The following is a 21,661-nucleotide window of genomic DNA, read 5'->3' on the forward strand; positions in this document are numbered from 1 at the left end:
TGACTATAAGTTATAAGTATTTATAAACTAACGCTTACGGCCAAATTTACGCTGTTTTTTGTTACTGATTTCAGTAATGGCATGAGCGATTTCTTTTTCATCCAAGCTGGCCACCTGCTGTAAGGTCTGCATCATATCAGGATTCAGAACGTATTTGGCATGACGGGCGATATCATTGATACGCTGATCAAACGAAAGCTCGCCAGTGTCTTGGTCTTTTTTTAGATAATCGAGACGGATAAGCGCATTGACAAAGCTGGTAAACAAGGAGCGATCAAAAAAGTCCGGAATGTCATCAGCATATAAGACAGAGAGACGTTGACCGAGTAAATGACACAGATCGACCACTTCATCTTCAGTTAAATTACCAGAGCCCTGCTGCGCCAGTAGCGCAAGCGTCATAAAGTAACGCTCAAGGCTTTGCTCGACTGGTGTGGCTAGTACTTGCAGCTGTTGGTAGCTGTTGCTATTAGCATCAGGTGCACTAAGCACACCGTCGCCCAAATCAACAATCAAATCATGAGCAATCAAGTTATCGATTTTTTGATCCAACACCGCCATCAAGCCGTGAGCGGGATAGTATAAAAACAGCTCACTTTGCAAAAACGGATACATCTGCGTGACGATCTCATCAAGGCGGCTGCGCTTGATACGGCCATTACGTGCAATTAAAGCCGCTATAAATGACAATAAAATAAAGACGTGGAGAATATTGTTACGGAAATAACTGAGCAGTGCTTCTTGCTTACCAGCCACCTGAATGATATCACCTAAAATATGCGGCGTACGCTCGATAAGCTTGAGTTTGATACCATAATTAATGATTTGCTGTGGGTTCATCTTGGTAATCACCGTATCATCCGAGTAAGGCATGTTACGAGCGATACCCTGATACAAGGCGATTTGCTCACGGCAGATGTCTTCATCAAGCGCCGCTTTTGGGGCAGACAATAACACCAGTGACAGTAATGAGACAGGGTTGATGACTGCTGCTTTATTGATATGCTGCATGATTTTTACGCCGATATTATCGACCATAGCAGTGGCGTTTGCACCGAGTGGGGTATCAGTGCGATCAGCAGGGAGACTATCGGCTGGCACATCAAACTTCGTCATAAAGTCGCTAAGGTGTAGTGGCGTCCCAAAGCTTAAATGCACGTTACCAAAGATGCGCTCTATCTTGCGCCCAACTTTAAGCAGGCCCAGTAGCGACTCTGACTCTTTTGGTTTGCCCTTGAGCTCACCAATATAAGTCCCTCCTTCCATAATACGCTCATAACCGATATAAGTCGGAATAAACACCACAGGCTTATTGCTCTGGCGCAGCTGACTGTGTACCGTCATGGCCAACATGCCCATTTTTGGGGGCAATAAACGTCCTGAGCGGGAGCGACCACCTTCTATAAAGTACTCAATCGGTGTGTTGCGAGTGATAAGCGTGTGCATATACTCACGTAAGACGGCAGTATAGAGCGCATTGCCACGAAAGCTGCGACGAATAAAAAACGCCACCGCTCCGCGTAATAGTGGCCCCAACACCGGCACATCCAGGTTGTCACCAGCAGCGACATAAGGAATGCTTAAACCACGCTTATAGATGACATAGGACAGCAGCATGTAATCAATATGACTGCGGTGGCAAGGCACATAAATGATCTCGTGATCAGTCGCCAGCTCACGCACACGCTCAAAATGATGCACATCGACGCCATCATAGAGCTGTGTCCATAGCCAAGTCAAAAACCGATCAAACACCCGAATAATGGCATGTGAATAATCATTGACCATCTCATTGGCATAGCCACGAGCGAGGTTGCGTGCTTCCCGCACAGAGATGCCTTTTTCTTGAGCTTCGATCTCTGTAGCATGCTTGATCGCTGGCGAGTAGATCAGCTTGTCTACTAGGTTGCGCCGATCGGATAAATCAGGGCCCAGCATCGTCGTACGCTGCTTATCCAGATAAGTGTTGAGCTGTTGCTGCATCGCTCGTACCAGCTCACGATTGGCGTCTTTGGTGGCGACTAAGGCATGGCTTGATGTCGAGCTGTGGCTGATATCAGCAGTCGCAGGTCTCTCTACATTATCTCCATCATCGTTCTTATCTGCATTGAGGGTTTCATCAATGAGAGTGCGTAGATCTTGCGGCGTATGGAACTGGACGAATGTATCACGCCCCATTACTCCGATATTAAACAACTGCTTGGTGATGCTTGGGTCTTCCCAGTTGTCGCTCATCAGTAGTTTGAGCAAAGAATCTTCTTTTTCGGGGGCACGTCCCCAAAGAATAGAGACAGGTATCAGACGTATCTTTAGGTTTGGGTGCTGTAAACTGGCAGCCACCAAGCGAGATAAGCGTGGCGAGACTTTGCGCTCTTTGGCTCTAGGGTGATGCAAAAATATAATGGCGGCGTTTTCATCGATGTCATGCGGGCTGTCTTTGACACTGACTAGAGCAGGAGGGAGCTGATACTCTTGTGTTTGCAGATCTATCAAGATACTGTTGGAGCGTGAGTAGTCTTGTAGGACATAAAAGGTCAGTGTCTGATCCTCTGCATCCAATACAGGCAGCTCACCCAATAGCTTGGCTTTGACCGCTACGTTGAGTGTCTGCCCTGAGACCTTCCGGTACAACTGATTGATAGGCGTGCTGCTATAAGAAGGTGGCACTGACGGATTGGTCGTGGTCGTTTTTTTAGCATCAGAAATCACTGATGTCTTAAGTTTGCGCTTTTTTTGAAGTTTGTTTTTTAATAGATTGGGTATCATAATAAAGAGTCATGCTATATTTATGTAATGTCCTTATAATGCCATAAAAGCACGTAAAGCGATATATGGTGTCTGTATCTCTGCTAGATTATAGAGCCTATATTTTTTACTTATCTGACCGTGAGGATTTATGACGCCTGCGATTAATATTGCCAAACAGTGCCGACTTGATTACCAGCTGCATGAATACACGCACGATAGCAATGCGGCTTCTTTTGGGCTCGAAGCCGCTGATAAGCTGGGGGTTACACCAGCGCAAGTCTTTAAAACCTTGGTCGTAGAGACGGATACTGGCAAACTTGCCGTAGCGGTTTTACCTGTCGATAAAACACTCAATCTAAAAAAAATGGCCAAAGCACTATCTGCCAATCCCCAACTGTCTTGTAAAAAAGTACATATGGCAGATCCCAAAAAAGTCGAGCGCAGCACAGGTTACGTACTGGGCGGTGTCAGTCCGTTGGGACAAAAAAAGCAGTTAACGACCGTAATCGACAGCTTGGCCCAGGCGCAGCAGCGCATCTATGTCAGTGCTGGACGCCGTGGACTAGAGATTGAGCTGCCTGTGAGTGCACTGGCAGAAACCTTGAAGGCTGGTTTTGCAGATATTGTCGATGGCTGAGTCTATACTAAGCGTGTGTTTTTATTTTCGTTATTCACCTCTTATTTTATCGATAACAAAAGGATGTCCAAATGCCGCATTTAACCATTCAAGCCACCCCAAATGTCAGTATCGCTCATGAAGAGTCCTTGCTCAAAGCTGTCAACAAAGCGCTGTGGGAGACTGGTCATTTTGGTAAGCCGACAGATATTAAATCACGTATCTTGCCAATAGATACTTTTTTGGTCGGTGTTGAGGATGATGAGCAAGAATATGGCTTTATTTATGCACATCTAAAGCTTATGACAGGACGAGACATGATGGCTCGTAGCCAATTGGCTGAGCTGCTGGTAGCCACGATAGAGGCGGCGTTGGCTGAAGAGCAGTCAGGACGTGCTGCACTACAAGTATGTGCTGAAGTTGAAGAGATTAGCGCCGCTTACAAAAAGAAAATGCTTGATATACCAAGCTCAGAGCAAGAACAAGAGTAACGGCTTGCTACACTACATATAGTCAAGGAATTTTAAAATCGCTACTGGCCGGCAAATCTTGATCACATAAAAACACCCCATAAGCTGTATCCAACTTATGGGGTGTGGCTGACACTAAGTGCTTTGTATTTTTACCTTGCCTAAATCAGTCTAAAAAAGCAAAGCTATCAATAGGCATGTCCATCATGCTTTCGCTTGGAGCGACCATTGCTTCAGCATGGCCCGAGGTGCGTGGCAACAGTTTATCAAAGTAAAACTCAGCGGTCTGAATTTTGGCTTCATAAAACTCTGGTGACTCTACGCCGCCTTTTTCTAGCTTCTTGTGTGCGACTGCAGCCATACGTGCCCAGTGGTATCCCATCATGATATAACCTGAGTACATCAAGAAGTCATCTGAAGCTGCTGAGATGATTTCACGGTCTTTACGTGCCATCAACATCAGGCGTACTGTCAATGTATTCCACTCAGCGCATAGTTTGGTGAGTGCCCAGACAAATTTACGCATTTCTTTATCAAGCGCATACTCACCGCACCATTTCATGATGCTTGATGTATAGTCGCGGATGATCTTGCCTTTAGACTGTAAGATAACCTTACGACCCAATAAATCCAGCGCTTGAATACCAGTCGTCCCTTCGTACATGGTGGCGATACGAGCATCACGAGCGATCAGCTCCATGCCCCACTCTTTGATATAGCCGTGGCCACCGTAGACCTGCTGGCCGTGCTTAGCTGCTTCGATACCTATCTCAGTCAAAAAACCTTTGAGGATAGGGGTATAAAACCCAAGTTTGTCATCCCATTTTTCAAACGCTTCATCATCACCCTTGGCGATACCTTGGGACATTTTGTCCGCATAGCGCGCTGCGTGATAAATCATCGAACGCCCGCCTTCTGCAAAGGCTTTTTGTGTCAATAACATACGACGTACGTCAGCGTGATGAATAATAGCATCAGCTACTTTTTCAGGGTCTTTGGTGCCTGATAGCGCACGCATAGAACGGCGCTCTTTGGCATAGGGCAGGGCATTTTGGAACGCCAACTCAGTGTGAGCCAAGCCCTGAATACCTGTACCGAGACGGGCGGTATTCATAAAGGTAAACATTGCTTTTAGACCACGGTTTGGTTCACCAATCAAGTAAGCAGTGGCTTCATCAAAGTTTAGGACACATGTCGATGATGAGCTGATGCCCATTTTGTGTTCGATAGAACCACAGCTGACCCCATTACGTTCGCCAACTTCACCTTCTGCGTTAGGTAAAAACTTTGGTACGATAAATAGTGAGATACCACGCGTGCCCCCTGGTGCGTCAGGTAGACGAGCAAGCACGATATGAATGATGTTTTCTGTTAAGTCATGCTCACCACTTGAGATAAAGATTTTGGTACCACTAAGCTTATAACTGCCGTCCTCTTGAGGAATGGCTTTTGATTTAACCTGACCCAGATCCGTACCACACTGCGGCTCGGTGAGACACATGGTACCGGACCAAGAGCCTTCGACCAGCTTATGCAGGTAGGTTTCTTTTTGTTCCTCAGTGCCGTATTGCATCATGGTGTTGATACACCCTGTCGATAGGCCAGGATACATTGACCAAGGCCAGTTGGCTGTGCCGATGATCTCAGCCTTGATTAGGTTGAGCGACATGGGCAGGTTCATTCCACCATACTCTTCAGGGTAGGAGATGCCTTGCCAGCCACCTTCTACAAACTGCTCATACGCTTCCTTAAAGCCTTTCGGGGTAGTAACCACGCCATCTTCAAAATGACAGCCTTCTTCATCAGCAGGTTGATAAATAGGCGCTAAAACGTTTTCTGCAAAGTCAGCCATGCCCTGTAAGATCATATCGATCGTTTCGGGGTCGGCGTTTTCACCATTGTCTAAGTCTTTATAGTGACTTTGATAGTCAAACACATCATTTATTAAAAATTTTATATCACGTAAAGGGGCTTTGTAAGTTAACATAGTTGTTCTCTTTAATTGATTTGTATTGCTTGTTTAGAGGCCAGAGTTTATGCAGTACTGGGATAGTAAGCACGACAGCTTAAGGGGTGTTATCAATTGAAGCTGTTTAACACTGTTTATCCATCTAATCGTATCATTTAGCACTACTTAATTAACAGGGTAGGTATATAAGTATATTCTTAGTATAGTGCTTATATACAGACAAATACACTCTTCATAAATAAAATTCATGACTTGATTGTTAATTTATTACTTATAATTATTAATGACAAGTCGATTCAATGACTATACGGCCTACAAATGATGATTTATTTTACGCCGATGAAGCGTTATGGCTTTATCGAGATGTCTCTTAGAGCCAAGCCAAAGGATAACCAAGGGTGCTGAATTATATAAAGCATTTGATTGATGGTGAGCTGAATCACCTATTGACGGTCAATAAAAGCCGCCGGCCCTGGCATCTGCCTATCGTGGCAGCGGTTGCTATCAGCTTTCCGGTGTTTGTCGGTGCTTATTTTGATGCGCTCTCTGCTGGCATCAAAGCCTCACTAGGTGCGATGGTGATTTTAAACTTGCCTTTGGTTGGCTCATTGCCTTATCGATTGGTGACCGTGATGGCATGGGGGTTTGCGATGATCCTATGCTTTGCGCTAGGCCTGATCGCTCAGCAAGTCCCTAGCATTCGGTTGCCAGTATTTGCATTGATGGCATTTGGGGTGATTGTATTTGGTCGTTATTATCGGCAGCCGCCGCCTGCTGGGCTATTTATAATGATGGCAGGGGCTATTGCGTTATTTATGCCTGTGGCGCTGGATCAGGTGCTGTCATCGATAGGTATTGTGATGCTAGGCAGTGTGTTTGCGATAGTGATGGCGCTGCTATATACGCTGCTTTTGGCAGTAACCCGTCCCTCCAGCGTTACGCCGAGCTATCACTATCAACCTGAAACCATCACAGAGAGTGTCATCGTCGCTGGGTTTGTCAGCTTGGCTTTGTTGGTTGCTATGCTGCTACAGATGCCTTACCCGTACTGGGCGGCGGTCAGTTGCTTTATTATCATTCAAGGGATGCAGATGCGGACGATTTGGATCAAGCAGCTGCATCGTCTGCTGGGTACTTTGATCGGGATGGGACTGGCCGGCTGGATGATGTCTTGGCATCTATCGATGTGGCAGGTGGCGTTATCGATATTGGTATTGATGCTGTGTATTGAGGCCTTGGTCGATCGCCATTATGGATTGGCGGTTATATTTATCACGCCATTAACGATATTTATTGCCGAGTATGGCAGTACGGTGATGCCTACCCAGATTGGGGCGCAGGAGATCATTCGTGTACGTATGCTCGACACGACTATCGGCTGTTTGGTCGGTCTGAGCGGCGGGCTAGTGATGCATTCTGCGACCTTGCGTGCGCCACTACAGCGGTTTGAACAATGGCTGCTTGTCCGCCTGAGTTAGCTTAATAAGTCAATGCAATGAGTTGACTCAAGGTTTTTGTTGTAACGCCTCGGTCGCTTGTGCGACGTCGATAGTGTAACCCGTCCAACGCTCAAAGCTTAATGCCGCTTGGCCAATCAGCATACCATAACCATCTGAGATCTGTGCTGTACGTGCCTTGAAATGCTGCAAAAATGGCAGCGTGCGTCCGTACATCATGTCATAGGCATACTGGCAGTTTAGGTCCTCAGCCAGTGGTAAGGTATCGCCTGACAGCCCGATAGAGGTGGCATTGATAATCAGATCGTACTGCCCTGTCAGGTCGTGCATTGAGCAGGTCTGAATGTCATGTGCGCCAATGTGTGGACTGGCAGCGCTTAACTCTGTCACCAAGGTTTGCGCTTTGCTTAAGGTTCGATTGGCAATGGTTAATTGCTGTACCCCTGCTTCAATCAAGGGCAAGACTGCACCACGGGCCGCACCGCCTGCCCCAATGATGGCTACCCGAGCCTGCTTCAGTGGCCAGCCTAAGCTGACGATATGATTGACTAAGCCTTGACCGTCGGTGTTGTCACCGTATAGCGCTTCGGTCATCGGTACGCCACGCTCGAGTAGCGCTTTATTTAATAGCAGGGTGTTGACGGCACCAGCGACTTTGGCGTGCTCAGACAAGCCGCCACGAGCGACACAGCAGTCATAAGCCACTTGTTTGAATGGTACAGTCACATTAGCGCCCACACCGCCGCCGTGAAAGAAAGCCTCAACCACTGAGGTAAAGCTGTCACTATCGTCTGGACAGTACTGACGCTCATAGTGAATATCAAGACCTACTTGCGTCGCAAACACTTGATGAATCTCAGGAGATTTGCTGTGAGCAATCGGATTGCCAATAACGATAAAGTGCTGGGTCATAATTACTCCATTGACGATAACGACTAAAACCACGATAGGGATGACAGAAAGAAAGGGTAGGGAAAACCAACCAAAACTTACTTATAATAGGGGATAATAAGGTCTTTAACAAATTTATGCTTTTGACGTCTCTTACGTGTAACCTAAGGGCTAGTCAAGCGCTGGGCAGTTGGGTACACTGTGGTTTTGGCTATATCATAAAGCAGTTGGTATGGGTGTCTTTTGTTTGCGCTTTTAGCTGCTATCAGAACAAAGCCACCATACATCCTAGTTAATCATCCTGAGCAGTGCAAGGTTTGGCATTGGCGCAATTATTGCAACATCTGTTTATATGACCCAGTGGTAGAGCGATCGCCTACATAGACTACTTTGTTAGCCTGCACATACGCTTGAGTTTGGTTGCTGATTAGGGCAACCGTCAACAGAACGCCAAGACCCTAAAAATATGAGTGAATTGCCCATGTGGAATAATACCCTACAGACCTTTGTGATCAGTATAATGACAGCAGTTGGCTTGTCATTGAGTGCTTGTAATGGTGCCCAACAAGATATCGAGCCTGATACCAGTAGTGACGACACTACTGCAACGGAGACTGTACAATCAAGTCCGACGCCAGAGCAGGATATGGATGGCGCCACTGTGGCGCAGAGCTCGCCTGTCAAATACGATGTGGCTTCTTGGGACAGTAGTAGCGAGAGGTCTGTGAGCATCAATGAGCTTGATAAGATTCAAGCGGTTTATGGCAAAGTGGTGAACAGTGATGAAAATAGCTTGGACTATGCCAGCAACCCTGCTACCAAGTATCGCTTTATGGATACGGATGCGCCTTATTTGGACTTAATTGATTCTGAAAAATACCTTGAGCTTGGGTGGTACTATGCCAACCCTACGGACTCTGATGCAGAAAAAGCACTGAGCAAAGCCCACGCTAAAAAGTCTCATCAGCTTGCCCAGCAGCTCATGGGTGCTGACGGTGCTAAAGTGGTCACTGAGATGCTCAATGGTCAAATCATCAAAAACAAAACCATCGGCGGCCAAAAAATAGAATTGGCCAAATGTGAGTTTTATAGCTGTATGCTGGTGTTTAATAAATCAGGTGAGCAGCAAGTGGACGCCAGCTGATATGACCGCAGCGGCGAGCACTTGGCAGCGACTACATCCTCATACGCTAGAGCAAACAGCGCTCACGCCTGACAACCGTGGTCTGGCTTATGGTGACGGGTTTTTTAGTACCCTGGGTGTCATTGAGGGGATGATAGTGTGGCAAGACTATCACTATCAGCGCCTGATCTCGCACGCCGCAGCCCTGCAGTTAGCGCTTGATAGCCAAGCCCTCATGGCAACGCTACAAGCATGTGCTCAGCAGCTCGAGCAAGGCATGATGAAGGTGGTCGTCACTCGAGCAGTGCAGCCTGTACGAGGTTATGGCTTTACGCCTGGTGCGGCAGGCAGCGCCTCTGAAGTCTGGCTCAAATCAGTCGCCATGCCCATCGATACGGTGAACAAATTACTTCTGCCAGATGGGCGCACTCTCTTGATGCAGCCTGCGATGACAGTCAGTTGTTTGCAGGCGCAGCTGGCTTGTTTGCCGCCACCTTTGTCTGGGCTAAAAAGTCTCAATCGCCTCGATAGTGTACTCGCCAGTGGTGAGCTACAAGCGCTGAAAGTCACCGAGCCAAATATCGGCGAAGGGCTGGTGCGGGATATGAGTGGTAGCTGGGTCGAGGGCACGATGAGCAATGTGTTTTATCAGCTATCATCACGGTCTGCTGCAGGTGAGACGCAAACCGATAGCGAGTATCTGCTGTCAGGGCAGTGGTATACACCACCGTTGACAAGCTCTGGTGTCGCTGGGGTGATGCGTCAAGTCATCATTGATGCACTTGCTAATACAGATCGACCAGTAGTCATGCGTTCATTACATGATGAGGATTTGCCCAATTTAACCCAGATGTTTTTTTGTAATGCTTTGCGTGGGGTGATGCCCGTATCTGCTCTAGTTTTGCTGTCTGGGCAGGCAGTTGAGTTTAACTAGTCGCTTATTTCACATCAAAGATATTAAATTTAGTCTCGATTAAATCATCATAATTCAACTCAATATCTTCGTTCCTATATCTCTCTTGTGCTTGCATAATCGCTGAAGAATCGTCCTCAGCTTTTATTTCTATAATAGCGCTCATCGTTTCAACTATTTCTATTTCATAGGTACTCAAAATTTTATCATTACTCATGCTTACTCTCACTTTTTTACGAATGGTGCTGCTGATCCTAGCAAAAAGACTTTAAAGAAGTGATCGTCTTTTGTTAACTAAGCTTAGGTAAAGCAGTTACAGGACCTTTCGATATTGACCACGCCCCACAAACTCAATAATACCCTTATCTCGTAACACTTGTAGCTGTTGGCGAATTTTGTCCTTAACATGATTATTATCAGGGTGCTTAAGCTGTAGGTCGTCTGCAAAAGCATAAACTTGTTGCAGGCTAAATTTATCACCCAATCTGTCAATGCACTGCCAAACATCAAGTGTCCAGCCACGTGCCTGCTGTGATTGTTGGCGTAAAAATAGCGTTTTTTGATATTGTTGTTGGACGCTGTCTTTTGGAATAATTTGTTGGCTTTTGACCAAAAACACTTTGCCTGAATCAGGCACTCGGCGCAGGTCAATATTGCAGCCGACCCAACCTGCACGCCTTGCGGTTGCTGGTAGCGGCTTACGTTTGATAATCATGTCAGGTTTGAAAAAATGCTTAGGAATGATTAAGAAGTTGTTAACGCTTAGTTGTGCTGAATAAGTCAAAAAGAAAAAGCTTGGATTATCCTCACTATTAATACGTTTAAGCATAGTGTCGTAAGCGCCATCATTGATAATATTACTTAATTTGGCTTTTTTACTTTTTAGCTCGTATTGCTCGGCACAAGTTGCACAATAAAAGTCAGCGACAGGTTGATTGTTGCTAAATTCAGCTAACGGTTGAATACCACAGTTGGGACAGTAGCCATTGTCTTTTACCCATGCTTCACTTAATACACGAATGATTTGTGACGGTGAGCGATAATTGGCAGCGAGTGCTTGATTAAAGTTTAAGTTCATAAGAGTCTGTTATTTTGGTGATGGATGAGAGAGGGGTAAACGGATGGCTGGGATGTTGTAAAAATCATAGTTATCAATACTAGGGCGTGTCCTCAATTCAATCGAAGGATACCTAAATGGGCTAAAAATGGCTAAATCTTGCCAAACAGCGTTAAATAGCTAGGTAATATCCCGATATTATCTGCGCTATTTTCCTTGTTTGGCGGCAATTTATCTCATTTTTATCTCCATTTTTAAAATGAGGACACGCCCTAGCACGCCTTTTATAGACTAATTAGAGACGACTAAACAAATCCCATTGAAAAGCGTCCAGTTCAATGCTAAATTCTAGCAAACCTCTGCCCTGTGAGCTGTCATGAGTATGCCAACCCCCGACACCCCTTCTGATGATCCTAATAATAAGCGGACTGATGATAATGCCAATGCCGCTAAGGGCTCGACTGATGGCCTAGACTCAGCGCCTGTAGCAGCTGATGAGCAAGCACCAGTAGCGACTGACGAGAGCGAAGCGGACAAAGCACCAGCGACTGACATCTCCTTGATCAGCAGCCAAACCAAGCCTCGTAAGTACAAAAAAGACAACCCATCGTTTTTTATGCAGCGTGGCTATCAGATATTATTGGTACTGGGCTTGATAGCGGCGTTTTTGTTGGTCATGGTCTATCAAACGTTATTTGGACGCATCGAGCAGCCAGAGCAGAAGGTGACCATCGAACAGGGGGATACCTATTATGGCTTGCTGCCACAGTGGCAGCAGAAAATCCCGCTGTTTTCGAGTACCGTGGCCAAGGTCTATATCAAGTCGCAAATCGATGCGCCCTTGCATGCCGGTATTTATCAGCTGCCTGCCAACCCAACCATCGCAGAAGTGCTGCATATCCTAGGGCAGGGTGCAAAAGTTGCCATGGTCAAAGTACAAATCATCGAGGGGAGAACTGCAAGTGAGCTTTATCAAAACCTACGTGACAACCCCGGCATCAAAAAAGAAGTCCTGGTCACAGATGGCGGCGATGCCAGTAATGCCAGTATCGCACAGGCGCTAGACTTGGTGGATATCTTGCCAGATTCGGTGACCTCTCATAGCGATCCTATCGTACAGTATAATCTAGAAGGCTGGTTCGCGCCTGATACTTATTATTATGGCGAAGGGGCCAGTGACAAACAGGTCTTGACCGATCTGTATAAACGTCAGCAGCAAACGCTAACTGAGGCATGGGAAAACCGAGCGCCAGATCTGCCGTACAAAACCCCGTATGAAGCGCTGATCATGGCGTCCATCATCGAAAAAGAAACCAGTATCGCCGAAGAGCGCCCCTTGGTATCCGCAGTATTTAATAATCGCTTTGCTCAAGGCATGCGCATGCAGACTGACCCGACCATCATCTATGGGATGGGCGAGCGCTATGACGGTAATATTCGCCGTGCCGATATCGACGAAAAAACGTCTTATAACACTTATCAAATCGATGGCCTACCGCCGACACCGATTGCACTACCGTCAGCAGCTTCTATCGAAGCCACACTGCATCCCGCTGACAGTGAGGCATTATACTTCGTAGCGACCGGTCATGGCGGGCACAAATTCACCAATAACTTAGCGGATCACAATCGAGCGGTACAAGAGTACCTCAAGGTGATGCGTGAAAAAAAATCACAAACCCCGCCAGAGTAACAGGTTAGGTAATCATATGAGTAACCCCCCAAGCATTGGGCGTTTTATTAGTTTTGAAGGCACTGAGGGCGTAGGCAAGACTACTGCTATCGAGCAGTTGTGTGTACGCCTACAAGCCGCTGGCATCGATTGCCTACGTACTCGTGAGCCAGGCGGCAGCCCTTTTGCAGAGCGCCTACGCAAGATACTGTTAGATCCAGCTACCGACATCAATGACGACACTGAGCTATTGTTGATGTTTGCCGCTCGCTGCGATCATATGCAACAAGTTATCTTGCCAGCATTGCAGCGTGGGTCTTGGGTGATATGTGACCGCTTTACGGACTCGACCATCGCTTATCAAGGCTTTGCTCGAGCACATGGTGATAGCGTGGCATTGACAAAGATAGAGTCACTCATTGAGCAGTTTATCCCGCAGCTGCCAGAGCTGACATTATGGCTTGACTTGCCAGTCCTAGAAGGAATGGCGCGTGCTGGTAAGCGTAGCGCTGCCGATCGCTTTGAGCAGCAGGCGACGGACTTTTTTAATCGGGTTTATGCAGGGTTTAGCGCACTGGCCGCTGAGCATCCTGAGCGCATTCAGCGTATTGATGCCTCAGGCACTGCCGATGAGGTCAGTGCCCGAATATGGCAGGTCGTGACCACGCAGTTTGAGATGACCAACAGCCAATAACCAGCGTCATCAGTTACCACATCAAGTCATCTGGAATCACATAAGCGGCGTAAGGGTCATCCTCTGCCAGCTCACTGTCTGAGGTGTCATTGGCCACTACTACAAAGCCTTCTTGCTTTTCGTTAATACGATCAGCCAAGGGGCGAGGCAGGAGTGCATAGCTGTCTTCTAGTCGAGCAATCACCACATGACCGGCCACGACCTGATCATATAGTTTTTGAGTGATATGAATCTTTTTGATTTTAGTATCATCAACGAACTGATAAGTGACCTCACCTTGAGTATCCGTAATTTGATGCTGCTTAATCATTTGAATGATATTGGCGGTAAGCGTTTTTTCTTCTAAAGCACGTTGCTTTTCTTGATTGAGCAGCTGGTCTTTTTCTCTTTGCTTGGCTTGTGCGGCTGCTAGGGCTTTTTTGGCTTCTATGCTTTTTGTATCGCCAGTACGCTTAGCATGCTGTGACTGCTTGTTAAGTTTTTTGGCTTTTTTGCTATCGACCAATCCTGCTTTTAGCAGCTGCGCTTGTAGGGCATTTTTTGCCATAATTCCATCACCTAAATAACGATATTTGACTATAGTTAACACACTTTAAACTAGGTACAGTGCTGCTGGTATTAACTTCTCGCAGCCTCTGTTGGCGTAGGCACAGCACGCAAGGGAAATTAATACCAACAGCACGTGGCATAGAGTGTGCCAGTTTTATGATTTAGAATTGACTAATCAAATCTAAATCATAAAACCTAAAAAATACATGGTAGCAAATTTTGCTAGAGCGTGTTATCAAATCAGCCAAACGTCCTAACGATAAAAAACCCCAGCTCAAATTTGAACTGGGGTTTTTGCTATTAAATTAGAATAAAAAGCGGCTACTACTTATCTGCCTTATCTGCTGACTTTGTCTCAGTGGTATCGGTATCCGCCGTAGCTTTGCTGTTATCGATACTTTTATCTGAGTCTGGTAGACGACTGGGGTCCAATGTGCCTTTTTTGGTTTTTGGCGCACTGCCACTGCCTTGAGCATTGGCTTTGATCTGAGCGACAGAGGACGACGCTTTCTCAGGCTTTTTTGTAGCAGGTTTGCTGTTAGGAGCAGTGGCTTTAGGAGCGTCATTTGACTTGGTTTGCTCTGGCACCTGCTCTGCAGTACGGCTCTCTGCTTTGGTTTCTGCGCCTTCTGCTTTTTGTGTATCACTTTGCGACAGCTCATTAGGTATCGTCTCGCTCAGCTCTTTTTGCTTGCGTTTTTCTGGCGCTTTGGATTTGGCCTCAAAGTCAGCATCTGCAATCGCTCGTGCTTGTTCTTGCTTGGCGGTGACATCTACTGTCTTTGGTTGTACCTCATCTTCTACGACTAGCGCTACCAATTTACGATCACGGGGCACAGAGCCATCAAACTTGTCGGTAAAGACTTTGAGATGGCCTTCTTTATCTAGAGTGTACAGTGGCACGAACTGCTTGTTGTCTGCCTTATATTGCTCAAAGCTATAGCTGTCGGTGATATTGGTAACCTTAATCTTGGCCTTTTTAGAGAGCATGCTGGCAAGCTTGGTATACGTGACGTCTTTACCAAACAGCCACTGCGATTGAAAGTGCGCTTGCTTAGTGTCACGCTCACTTTTGCTCTTCTCGTCACTGAACTTGAGGCGAAATATCTTTTGTTCACCGAACTCATGACGGTAATGAATCTCGGATAAAGTATTCAGCTCTTTATCGATACTCATGGCAAACAGATGACCGATACCAATAAGGTCTAGATGGTGATCGGCATGATCAGAGACAGGGTTACCAAAGTAGGTACGTAGTCCGCTCATACGTGCCTTTGCGATATTGGTGTAGTTGTTGTGGGCGACGACCACATCGAAGCCATGATCTTTTAAGGAGCTCGCCACCATAAGGGCGACAGGGTTTGAGCCGACCACTAAGATACCATTGGTCTCAGGCTCACGCACGCCAAGTAAGTTGGCCACCATTTTTGCGCCCAAGCCCTGAATCATCACTGTACCAATGATTACCATAAACACCAAAGGCACCAGTAGCTCAACGCCTTGGATGTCATACTCTTGCAAGCGAATGGCAAACAGAGAGGAGATGGCGGCGGCAACGATACCACGTGGCCCGATCCAACTGATCATGAGCTTTTCATTGGTCTTTAAGTTCGAACCAATAGCCGACACCCACACGGACAGTGGACGCGCGACAAACATGACGATAGCGAGTAATACCAGACCTGCAATGCCGACGCTCATTAAGTCAACCAACTCTACGCGAGCTGCAAGCATGATAAACAATACTGAGATCAGTAAAATAGTGAGCGACTCATTGAACTCTAAGATGGTATCACGAGGGAATTTGGGCCAGTTGGCTAAGGCAACGCCCATTACCGTCACGGTCAGTAGGCCTGACTCATGCTCCAAGTGGTTTGATATCGAAAACAGCAATAAAACAAAGGCTAAGGTAAAGACATTACGCAAAAACTCAGGAATCATATTGCGGCGAATTAAGAATGCCAACGCCCAAGCACCCGCCATACCGATAGCCGTTGCCAAGACCACAATTTTGGAGAACAGAAGTAAGCTACTGGCTTCACCACCAGAGATAATGTACTCATAGATCAATACCACCGCAATCGCACCGATGGGATCAATGATGATGCCTTCCCACTTCAAAATGTTAGAAATGGTCTTGTTAGGACGCACACTGCGCAGTAGCGGCATAATCACCGTTGGCCCTGTCACACAAACCAAAGCACCAAACAATAGCGCAATCAAGGGGTCGACATCAAACAGTAAATAAGTCGACAGTGCCACAACGGCAATGGTGATTACGACACCGACAGACACCAGCATCTGAACGACAGTACCGTGCTGTTTGATTTCATCAAACTCTAGCGTCAGTGACCCTTCAAATAAGATAATAGCGACGCCCAAGGAGATAAAAGGGAACATCAGCTCGCCTAAAACCAAGTCAGGGTCAAAATATCCTAAGATCGGTCCAACAATGATACCGATGAGTAATAAAAATAAAATGGACGGCTGCTTTAAATACCAAGCCAACCATTGGGCGGCAATGCCAAGCCCAACCACGCCGGATAGCAAGAGGGCGGTATCCATAAATCAATCCTTTTATAAGCTTGTCATACTTTACGTACAGTAGAATCTAAGGGAAGTTTACGATGCCAGTCAGTGCACAAAAATAAACGCTAAATAGTGCTATAGTAAATGGTCATTACCAACCGTTATCACAGCCTCTTATCAGTCACTGCAGAGGATATTCGAGCCATATGATCATGGGCAAAAACCACAGTAGGCAAACCTCTTTTTAGTGAACTTTTGTCTACTATAGATAGTATTTGGTTTGTTATCATAGCATGATTTTATTTTTCTTGTATGTAACGAGGCAGGTCAAGATGTGAACCAAAAGGGTATAGGTCAGCTGGTTTACGTTAGCGTTTATCGAGATATAATGACAGGGTTATCGGCCCTAATCATGACAGGCGTCATCCTACATACTACAATAGCAGTAAACTAAACACTGAATTTGTTATACAGTAGGGTCATGATAAATAGGCTAAGATTAAAGAAGTATCGCTAAAAACAACATGACTAAAAACAGCAGCTGATCAGCAGTGATGATGACGGTACCTATTTAAACAATTAAAAAATCAGCCCTAATATCGTTGAACAAATAAAGACAATTAAGAGGATATTATGCAGAGTCAACCAATCGCTTATCATTTACAACGTATACTACAGCGTGGCTTGCTGGCGATAGCTGTAAGCACAACGATGATGGCGGGCATGAGTGTAGCGACCACTCAAACTGCCCATGCGGCTGTCGCTACTACAGACTTTTCTAACTTGGTACAGCAGGTGACGCCAGGAGTGGCACGAGTCAACGTAACCAAGACCGTAAGCGAGGCGGAGTTGGCGCAAGCCCAAACAGCAGAGCTACTGCGCCAGTTTTTTGGTGATCGTTTGCGTATCCCTAATCGAGCAGCGACCCCAGCGATTGAACACGCCTATGGCACGGCGTTTTTTATTACTCCAAATGGCTATATGCTGACCAATCACCATGTGGTTGAAGGGGCGGATAAAATCACGGTGACCTTAAATGACCGTACAGAGTTGGACGCAACTTTGGTCGGTAGCGATGAGCGCTCGGATGTGGCGGTGCTAAAAGTTGCAGGTAATCAGCTGCCAGCATTGCCTATTGGCGACTCCAATAGTATCAAAGTCGGAGAGCCAGTATTGGCTATCGGTTCACCATTTGGGTTTGACTACTCAGCATCTGCCGGCATCGTCAGTGCCAAGTCACGGAGCTTCTCCCGTGAGACCAGTGTGCCTTTTATTCAAACCGATGTGGCGCTCAACCCAGGCAACTCGGGTGGGCCATTATTTAATCAGCGTGGTGAAGTCATCGGTATCAACTCACGTATCTTTAGTGGTACTGGCGGTTATATGGGATTGTCGTTCTCTATTCCTATCGATGCCGCCATGGATATCTACGAGCAGTTAAAGACCAATGGCAAAGTGATGCGTGCGTATTTGGGCGTCTACCCACAAGACATAGATCGTAATTTGGCAGAGGTCTATAAGCTGGCGAGACCACAAGGGGCGCTATTGACCCGTGTCTCACCCGATTCACCGGCTCATAAAGCCGGTCTAAAGTCGGGTGATATCATCCTACAATACAATAATAGCAATATTATGCGTGCTTCTGATCTGTTAAACCTCATCAACCGAGCCAAACCTAATGAGAAGTTTCGTGCGCAAATACAGCGAGATGGCAAGCGCTTTACGGTCTCAGGTACGCTCAGTCAGGCACCAAGCGACGTTCAAGCTCAAGGTCAAAACCAACAAGACAATGAGGTGCGTCTAGGGTTACGCTTACGCAATCTCACCCCTGATGAGCAAGTCGAGCTTGCGACAGATGGCAAGACTGGCGTGTTGGTGACGGCAGTTGAGCCAACGGGGCTTGCTGCTCGCTCTGGCATACTCGCAGGCGACGTCATCACCAACTTACACCAAAAGCCGATAAGAGAAGCGGCGGATGTTGCTGATGCAATCTCATCACTGCCCAAAAAAGGCGTGGTGACTATCGAGATCATGCGTCAAGGTATCCCCGCTATTATCGGGCTACGCATTGATAAATCATAGCGTGCGGATGCGTATTTGATAATAAGCACCAGATTGGGTTTTGACTTGTGGGTACTGAGCTTTATAATGACTGGTTTTTTCAGCCTATCGTTCTAAGTCTGCTCGATACCCACATGTGCGTATTAATGGTATATCGTTGACTCAACTTAAAACCGATACCGTGCTGCTGGTATAAACGCCCTTGCTCGCTGGGCGACGTCGTCACTGTTTGATACTGCACAAACTGCATCTCAGCAGCCCCAATACTTCATGGTCGACAGACCCTATATCCGACACAACAGCCAGGTGTTCATGACTAACCACGCTATTTATACATTATGTATCATTATGGCGACAGCACTGCTGGCGTACGTGGTGCTGTGGTCATGCCTACAGACATTCAATGCCAACCCTAGTACCCGCTTTATGCGTATCTGGCCAAAGCTTGGCTTGTATTACGCTGCTTATACCATGCCATTTTGGGCGTTATTACTGCTGGTTGGCTGGACACAAGACTTAACGCCGCTGCTAAGCGGGCTGTCGGTGTCCGTTGTGTTGATGGCGCTGATAGCCATGGGGTTGTATTTTTATGCCGTCATTGTGCAGCCAAATCGCTTGCGATTGCACCATCAAACCATTGATATCAGTCTACAATCACCACTTAGCATAGCGGTGTTGGCTGATTTACGTATTGGCTTATATAGCGGTAAACCCAGACATATCAGAAAGCTTGTCACGACCATTAACGAGCTGTCTGTAGATGCGGTATTGATTACCGGTGATTGGCTGTATTATCCAGGCGCTGACTTAGTAGGGCAGTTGATGCTATTTAAAGGCGTTAATAAGCCTGTTTATACCGTCATGAGCACCTCGGATTTGCGCTATCAGTCTCTCAATACCACCAAGCAAGGGCAACCACTACTAGAAGATACTTTGGCGGCAGCGTTTGATGTGCTTGATATCACCTATATCGGTCAGCAGTATCGATTACTACCACAATCAGCTCAGCGACACAAAAATAACACGCTCAGACCACAAGTACAGAGTAACGACAGCCCGTCGCATGTGGCGATGCTGTGTGGTTGGCAAGATCTACCACAACCAAGCGCTCAAGGCGCTCATCTGTCTGCTAAAAACGCCGTGCACTCTGCAAAACAAATGACTACTCACGCTAACGGCGTAACTTCAGAATGCATGACGAATCAGCAACAGGCTAACCAAGCAAACCATGCGAAGCGTGGTGTGAGCATTGTCGCTGATAAGGCGGCGCTCTGTACGGAGATTGGAAACGCCACCCTACCCGTGATTATTCTGGCCTCAAGGTTTGATAGTATTACCGACTTGCCGAGCACGTTACAGCCAAGACCACTGCTGATCACCGGTGCAGCCAAGCCAGTGTCGCCAAGCCATTTGCCCAGACAAGCTGAAGGGGCAGCTAACGATAAAGCCCGTGCAGCCGTGACGCTTATGTCCAAGACCGCTTTCGATAATAAATGCGGCGTCTATCAGCACAGTAATGCACAGGTCTTTATCAGTAGCGGTATTGGTACTCGAGGGCTGCCGTTTCGTATTCGTAGGCCTACTATTGATGTGTTGACGATTCGTTAATAGGGCATAAATTTTTTTATTAACATACCCTAAGTAGGCTAAACTGAGCCATAAAGCGGGTACCAAAATAAAATCCATACCCCAGTGAAAGTTGTTAGTGAGCCTACAAATCAAAATATGCTACACTAACGGTCATTTATTGCAGTGAACCTTATCCTCTGCTGTGGCGATATTTATTTATGCCTATCAAGACTTATTTTTGTAAAACCTATAAAAATAAGTACAAGGCTCAAATCAATGTTCGGTCAGCAGTATGAATATAAAGCAAGCGTATCCTATAGTACTGTAAAATGAACGATAGCGCTTGCAAACGACCTATCATGTGATAGCTTTAATAAAAGCTAGAATAATCCAGTAAGGCAAAGTTATGAGTACAGCATACGACGATATCAAAACCCGACTACAAGGCTCTATGGTGGCCTTGGTAACGCCCATGCATCCTGACGGAGCGGTCGATTATAAACGTCTGGCAGACCTCATAGACTGGCAAATCGAGCAAGGCACTCATTGTCTCGTAGCGGTTGGTACGACTGGTGAGTCGGCCACCTTATCGATGCAAGAGCACAGCGAGGTGATTCGCTATTTTGTGCAGCATGTCAAAGGCCGTGTGCCTGTCATTGCAGGTACTGGCGCAAACAACACCCTTGAGGCCATTAAGTTGACTCAAGATGCTAAAGACGCTGGCGCTGATTGTGCGCTGCTGGTAGCACCTTATTATAATAAGCCACCACAAGAAGGCTTATTTCAGCATTATAAAGCTGTCGCTGAAGCCGTTGATATGCCACAAATGCTCTACAACGTACCAGGCCGTACCGTGGTGGATATCGCCCAAGAAACTGTCGAGCGCTTGGCTGATATCGAGAACATCGTCGCCATCAAAGATGCCACAGGTTCTGTCGGCCGCGGCGAGCAGTTGATCAAAGCCGTTGGCGATAGAATCGTGGTGTTGTCTGGCGATGATGGGACAGCGCTTGACCTGATGAAAGTCGGTGGTAGCGGTAATATTTCAGTCACAGCCAACGTAGCACCTAAAGCCATGAGTGAGACCTTTACGGCGGCTTTACGTGGTGACTTTGCAGCTGCTGATAGCGCTCATGATGTGGTTAAGCATTTGCACCGTGATTTGTTTATCGAATCCAGCCCAATTCCTGCTAAATATGCCTTATATAAGATGGGCATGATAGACAAGGGCATTCGTTTACCCTTGGTATGGCTTGCAGACAAACATCATGACACCATCGACCAAGCATTGGTACGGGCAAATTTACTATAAAATCTGGCTAGAAGACGCCCTTATAGATGCT

17 protein-coding genes are annotated in these 21,661 nt (G+C 46.6%); 10 read left to right on the plus strand and 7 right to left on the minus strand.

Annotated elements, in window-relative coordinates:
- Window positions 1-27 precede the first annotated feature (27 nt).
- Window positions 28-2,766: a glycerol-3-phosphate 1-O-acyltransferase PlsB gene (gene plsB / locus J3492_RS04375; protein WP_207990277.1), complete on the minus strand. Its 2,739-nt coding sequence runs from the start codon at window positions 2,764-2,766 to the stop codon at window positions 28-30.
- Between the two features lie 130 nt (window positions 2,767-2,896).
- Here plsB and ybaK point away from each other — a divergent pair, with 130 nt between their 5' ends.
- Window positions 2,897-3,385, plus strand: coding sequence for a Cys-tRNA(Pro) deacylase (ybaK, locus tag J3492_RS04380; protein WP_207990279.1), 489 nt, complete (start codon window positions 2,897-2,899; stop codon window positions 3,383-3,385).
- A 71-nt stretch (window positions 3,386-3,456) separates the two neighbouring features.
- Window positions 3,457-3,855 carry a 5-carboxymethyl-2-hydroxymuconate Delta-isomerase gene (locus J3492_RS04385; protein ID WP_207990281.1) on the plus strand — a complete coding sequence of 133 codons (399 nt, stop codon included), beginning with the start codon at window positions 3,457-3,459 and terminating at the stop codon, window positions 3,853-3,855.
- 145 nt (window positions 3,856-4,000) lie between these two features.
- Here the strand turns inward: J3492_RS04385 and J3492_RS04390 are convergent, their stop codons facing one another.
- Window positions 4,001-5,821 (minus strand): acyl-CoA dehydrogenase C-terminal domain-containing protein, encoded by a 1,821-nt coding sequence (locus tag J3492_RS04390; RefSeq protein ID WP_207990283.1) that lies wholly within the window; start codon window positions 5,819-5,821, stop codon window positions 4,001-4,003.
- Between the two features lie 380 nt (window positions 5,822-6,201).
- Between J3492_RS04390 and J3492_RS04395 the strand changes: the two genes are divergently transcribed.
- Window positions 6,202-7,281, plus strand: a complete 1,080-nt coding sequence (locus J3492_RS04395) for an FUSC family protein (RefSeq protein ID WP_207990285.1) — start codon at window positions 6,202-6,204, stop codon at window positions 7,279-7,281.
- A gap of 27 nt (window positions 7,282-7,308) precedes the next feature.
- Here J3492_RS04395 and aroE read toward each other — a convergent pair whose 3' ends face one another.
- Complete coding sequence (aroE, locus tag J3492_RS04400; protein WP_207990287.1) at window positions 7,309-8,172, minus strand: shikimate dehydrogenase; 864 nt, start codon at window positions 8,170-8,172, stop codon at window positions 7,309-7,311.
- Between the two features lie 445 nt (window positions 8,173-8,617).
- Here aroE and J3492_RS04405 point away from each other — a divergent pair, with 445 nt between their 5' ends.
- Window positions 8,618-9,295, plus strand: a complete 678-nt coding sequence (locus tag J3492_RS04405; protein WP_243453100.1) for a hypothetical protein — start codon at window positions 8,618-8,620, stop codon at window positions 9,293-9,295.
- Between the two features lies 1 nt (window position 9,296).
- Window positions 9,297-10,208, plus strand: a complete 912-nt coding sequence (locus J3492_RS04410; protein WP_207990289.1) for an aminotransferase class IV — start codon at window positions 9,297-9,299, stop codon at window positions 10,206-10,208.
- Between the two features lie 4 nt (window positions 10,209-10,212).
- Here the strand turns inward: J3492_RS04410 and J3492_RS04415 are convergent, their stop codons facing one another.
- Together J3492_RS04415 and J3492_RS04420 are read right to left on the minus strand one after the other, a co-directional pair.
- Entirely contained in the window at window positions 10,213-10,404 is a 192-nt protein-coding gene (locus J3492_RS04415) for a DpnD/PcfM family protein (RefSeq protein WP_207990291.1), read from the minus strand.
- Window positions 10,405-10,500: 96 nt separating this feature from the next.
- Window positions 10,501-11,265 (minus strand): DpnI domain-containing protein, encoded by a 765-nt coding sequence (locus J3492_RS04420; protein ID WP_207990293.1) that lies wholly within the window; start codon window positions 11,263-11,265, stop codon window positions 10,501-10,503.
- Between the two features lie 355 nt (window positions 11,266-11,620).
- Between J3492_RS04420 and mltG the strand changes: the two genes are divergently transcribed.
- Complete coding sequence (gene mltG / locus J3492_RS04425; RefSeq protein WP_207990295.1) at window positions 11,621-12,937, plus strand: endolytic transglycosylase MltG; 1,317 nt, start codon at window positions 11,621-11,623, stop codon at window positions 12,935-12,937.
- A 16-nt stretch (window positions 12,938-12,953) separates the two neighbouring features.
- A complete protein-coding gene (gene tmk / locus J3492_RS04430) occupies window positions 12,954-13,610 on the plus strand; it encodes a dTMP kinase (protein WP_207990298.1) in 657 nt (218 codons plus the stop codon).
- A 13-nt stretch (window positions 13,611-13,623) separates the two neighbouring features.
- Here tmk and J3492_RS04435 read toward each other — a convergent pair whose 3' ends face one another.
- The gene (locus tag J3492_RS04435) at window positions 13,624-14,157 is read right to left on the minus strand and encodes a DUF2058 domain-containing protein (protein ID WP_207990300.1); all 534 of its coding nucleotides are present in this window, start codon (window positions 14,155-14,157) and stop codon (window positions 13,624-13,626) included.
- A gap of 326 nt (window positions 14,158-14,483) precedes the next feature.
- Window positions 14,484-16,724 (minus strand): cation:proton antiporter, encoded by a 2,241-nt coding sequence (locus J3492_RS04440; protein ID WP_207990302.1) that lies wholly within the window; start codon window positions 16,722-16,724, stop codon window positions 14,484-14,486.
- A gap of 597 nt (window positions 16,725-17,321) precedes the next feature.
- Between J3492_RS04440 and J3492_RS04445 the strand changes: the two genes are divergently transcribed.
- The 3 genes from J3492_RS04445 (at window position 17,322) to dapA (ending at window position 21,630) form a co-directional block, all read left to right on the plus strand.
- Window positions 17,322-18,770, plus strand: a complete 1,449-nt coding sequence (locus J3492_RS04445) for a Do family serine endopeptidase (protein ID WP_424108381.1) — start codon at window positions 17,322-17,324, stop codon at window positions 18,768-18,770.
- A gap of 291 nt (window positions 18,771-19,061) precedes the next feature.
- Window positions 19,062-20,357 carry a metallophosphoesterase family protein gene (locus J3492_RS04450; RefSeq protein ID WP_207990304.1) on the plus strand — a complete coding sequence of 432 codons (1,296 nt, stop codon included), beginning with the start codon at window positions 19,062-19,064 and terminating at the stop codon, window positions 20,355-20,357.
- Window positions 20,358-20,724: 367 nt separating this feature from the next.
- On the plus strand, window positions 20,725-21,630 hold the full coding sequence (gene dapA, locus J3492_RS04455) for a 4-hydroxy-tetrahydrodipicolinate synthase (protein ID WP_207990306.1): 906 nt from the start codon (window positions 20,725-20,727) through the stop codon (window positions 21,628-21,630).
- Window positions 21,631-21,661 lie beyond the last annotated feature (31 nt).

Source organism: Psychrobacter coccoides (assembly GCF_017498085.1).
Classification (GTDB): Bacteria; Pseudomonadota; Gammaproteobacteria; order Pseudomonadales; family Moraxellaceae; genus Psychrobacter; species Psychrobacter coccoides.

Coding starts and splice junctions, on each gene's coding strand:
- dapA (WP_207990306.1), top strand. CDS start 20,725: ATGAGTACAGCATACGACGATATCAAAACCCGACTACAAGGCTCTATG.
- J3492_RS04410 (WP_207990289.1), top strand. CDS start 9,297: ATGACCGCAGCGGCGAGCACTTGGCAGCGACTACATCCTCATACGCTA.
- J3492_RS04390 (WP_207990283.1), bottom strand. CDS start 5,821: ATGTTAACTTACAAAGCCCCTTTACGTGATATAAAATTTTTAATAAAT.
- J3492_RS04450 (WP_207990304.1), top strand. CDS start 19,062: ATGACTAACCACGCTATTTATACATTATGTATCATTATGGCGACAGCA.
- aroE (WP_207990287.1), bottom strand. CDS start 8,172: ATGACCCAGCACTTTATCGTTATTGGCAATCCGATTGCTCACAGCAAA.
- ybaK (WP_207990279.1), top strand. CDS start 2,897: ATGACGCCTGCGATTAATATTGCCAAACAGTGCCGACTTGATTACCAG.
- mltG (WP_207990295.1), top strand. CDS start 11,621: ATGAGTATGCCAACCCCCGACACCCCTTCTGATGATCCTAATAATAAG.
- J3492_RS04445 (WP_424108381.1), top strand. CDS start 17,322: ATGCAGAGTCAACCAATCGCTTATCATTTACAACGTATACTACAGCGT.
- J3492_RS04435 (WP_207990300.1), bottom strand. CDS start 14,157: ATGGCAAAAAATGCCCTACAAGCGCAGCTGCTAAAAGCAGGATTGGTC.
- J3492_RS04385 (WP_207990281.1), top strand. CDS start 3,457: ATGCCGCATTTAACCATTCAAGCCACCCCAAATGTCAGTATCGCTCAT.
- plsB (WP_207990277.1), bottom strand. CDS start 2,766: ATGATACCCAATCTATTAAAAAACAAACTTCAAAAAAAGCGCAAACTT.
- J3492_RS04440 (WP_207990302.1), bottom strand. CDS start 16,724: ATGGATACCGCCCTCTTGCTATCCGGCGTGGTTGGGCTTGGCATTGCC.
- J3492_RS04420 (WP_207990293.1), bottom strand. CDS start 11,265: ATGAACTTAAACTTTAATCAAGCACTCGCTGCCAATTATCGCTCACCG.
- J3492_RS04415 (WP_207990291.1), bottom strand. CDS start 10,404: ATGAGTAATGATAAAATTTTGAGTACCTATGAAATAGAAATAGTTGAA.
- tmk (WP_207990298.1), top strand. CDS start 12,954: ATGAGTAACCCCCCAAGCATTGGGCGTTTTATTAGTTTTGAAGGCACT.
- J3492_RS04405 (WP_243453100.1), top strand. CDS start 8,618: ATGAGTGAATTGCCCATGTGGAATAATACCCTACAGACCTTTGTGATC.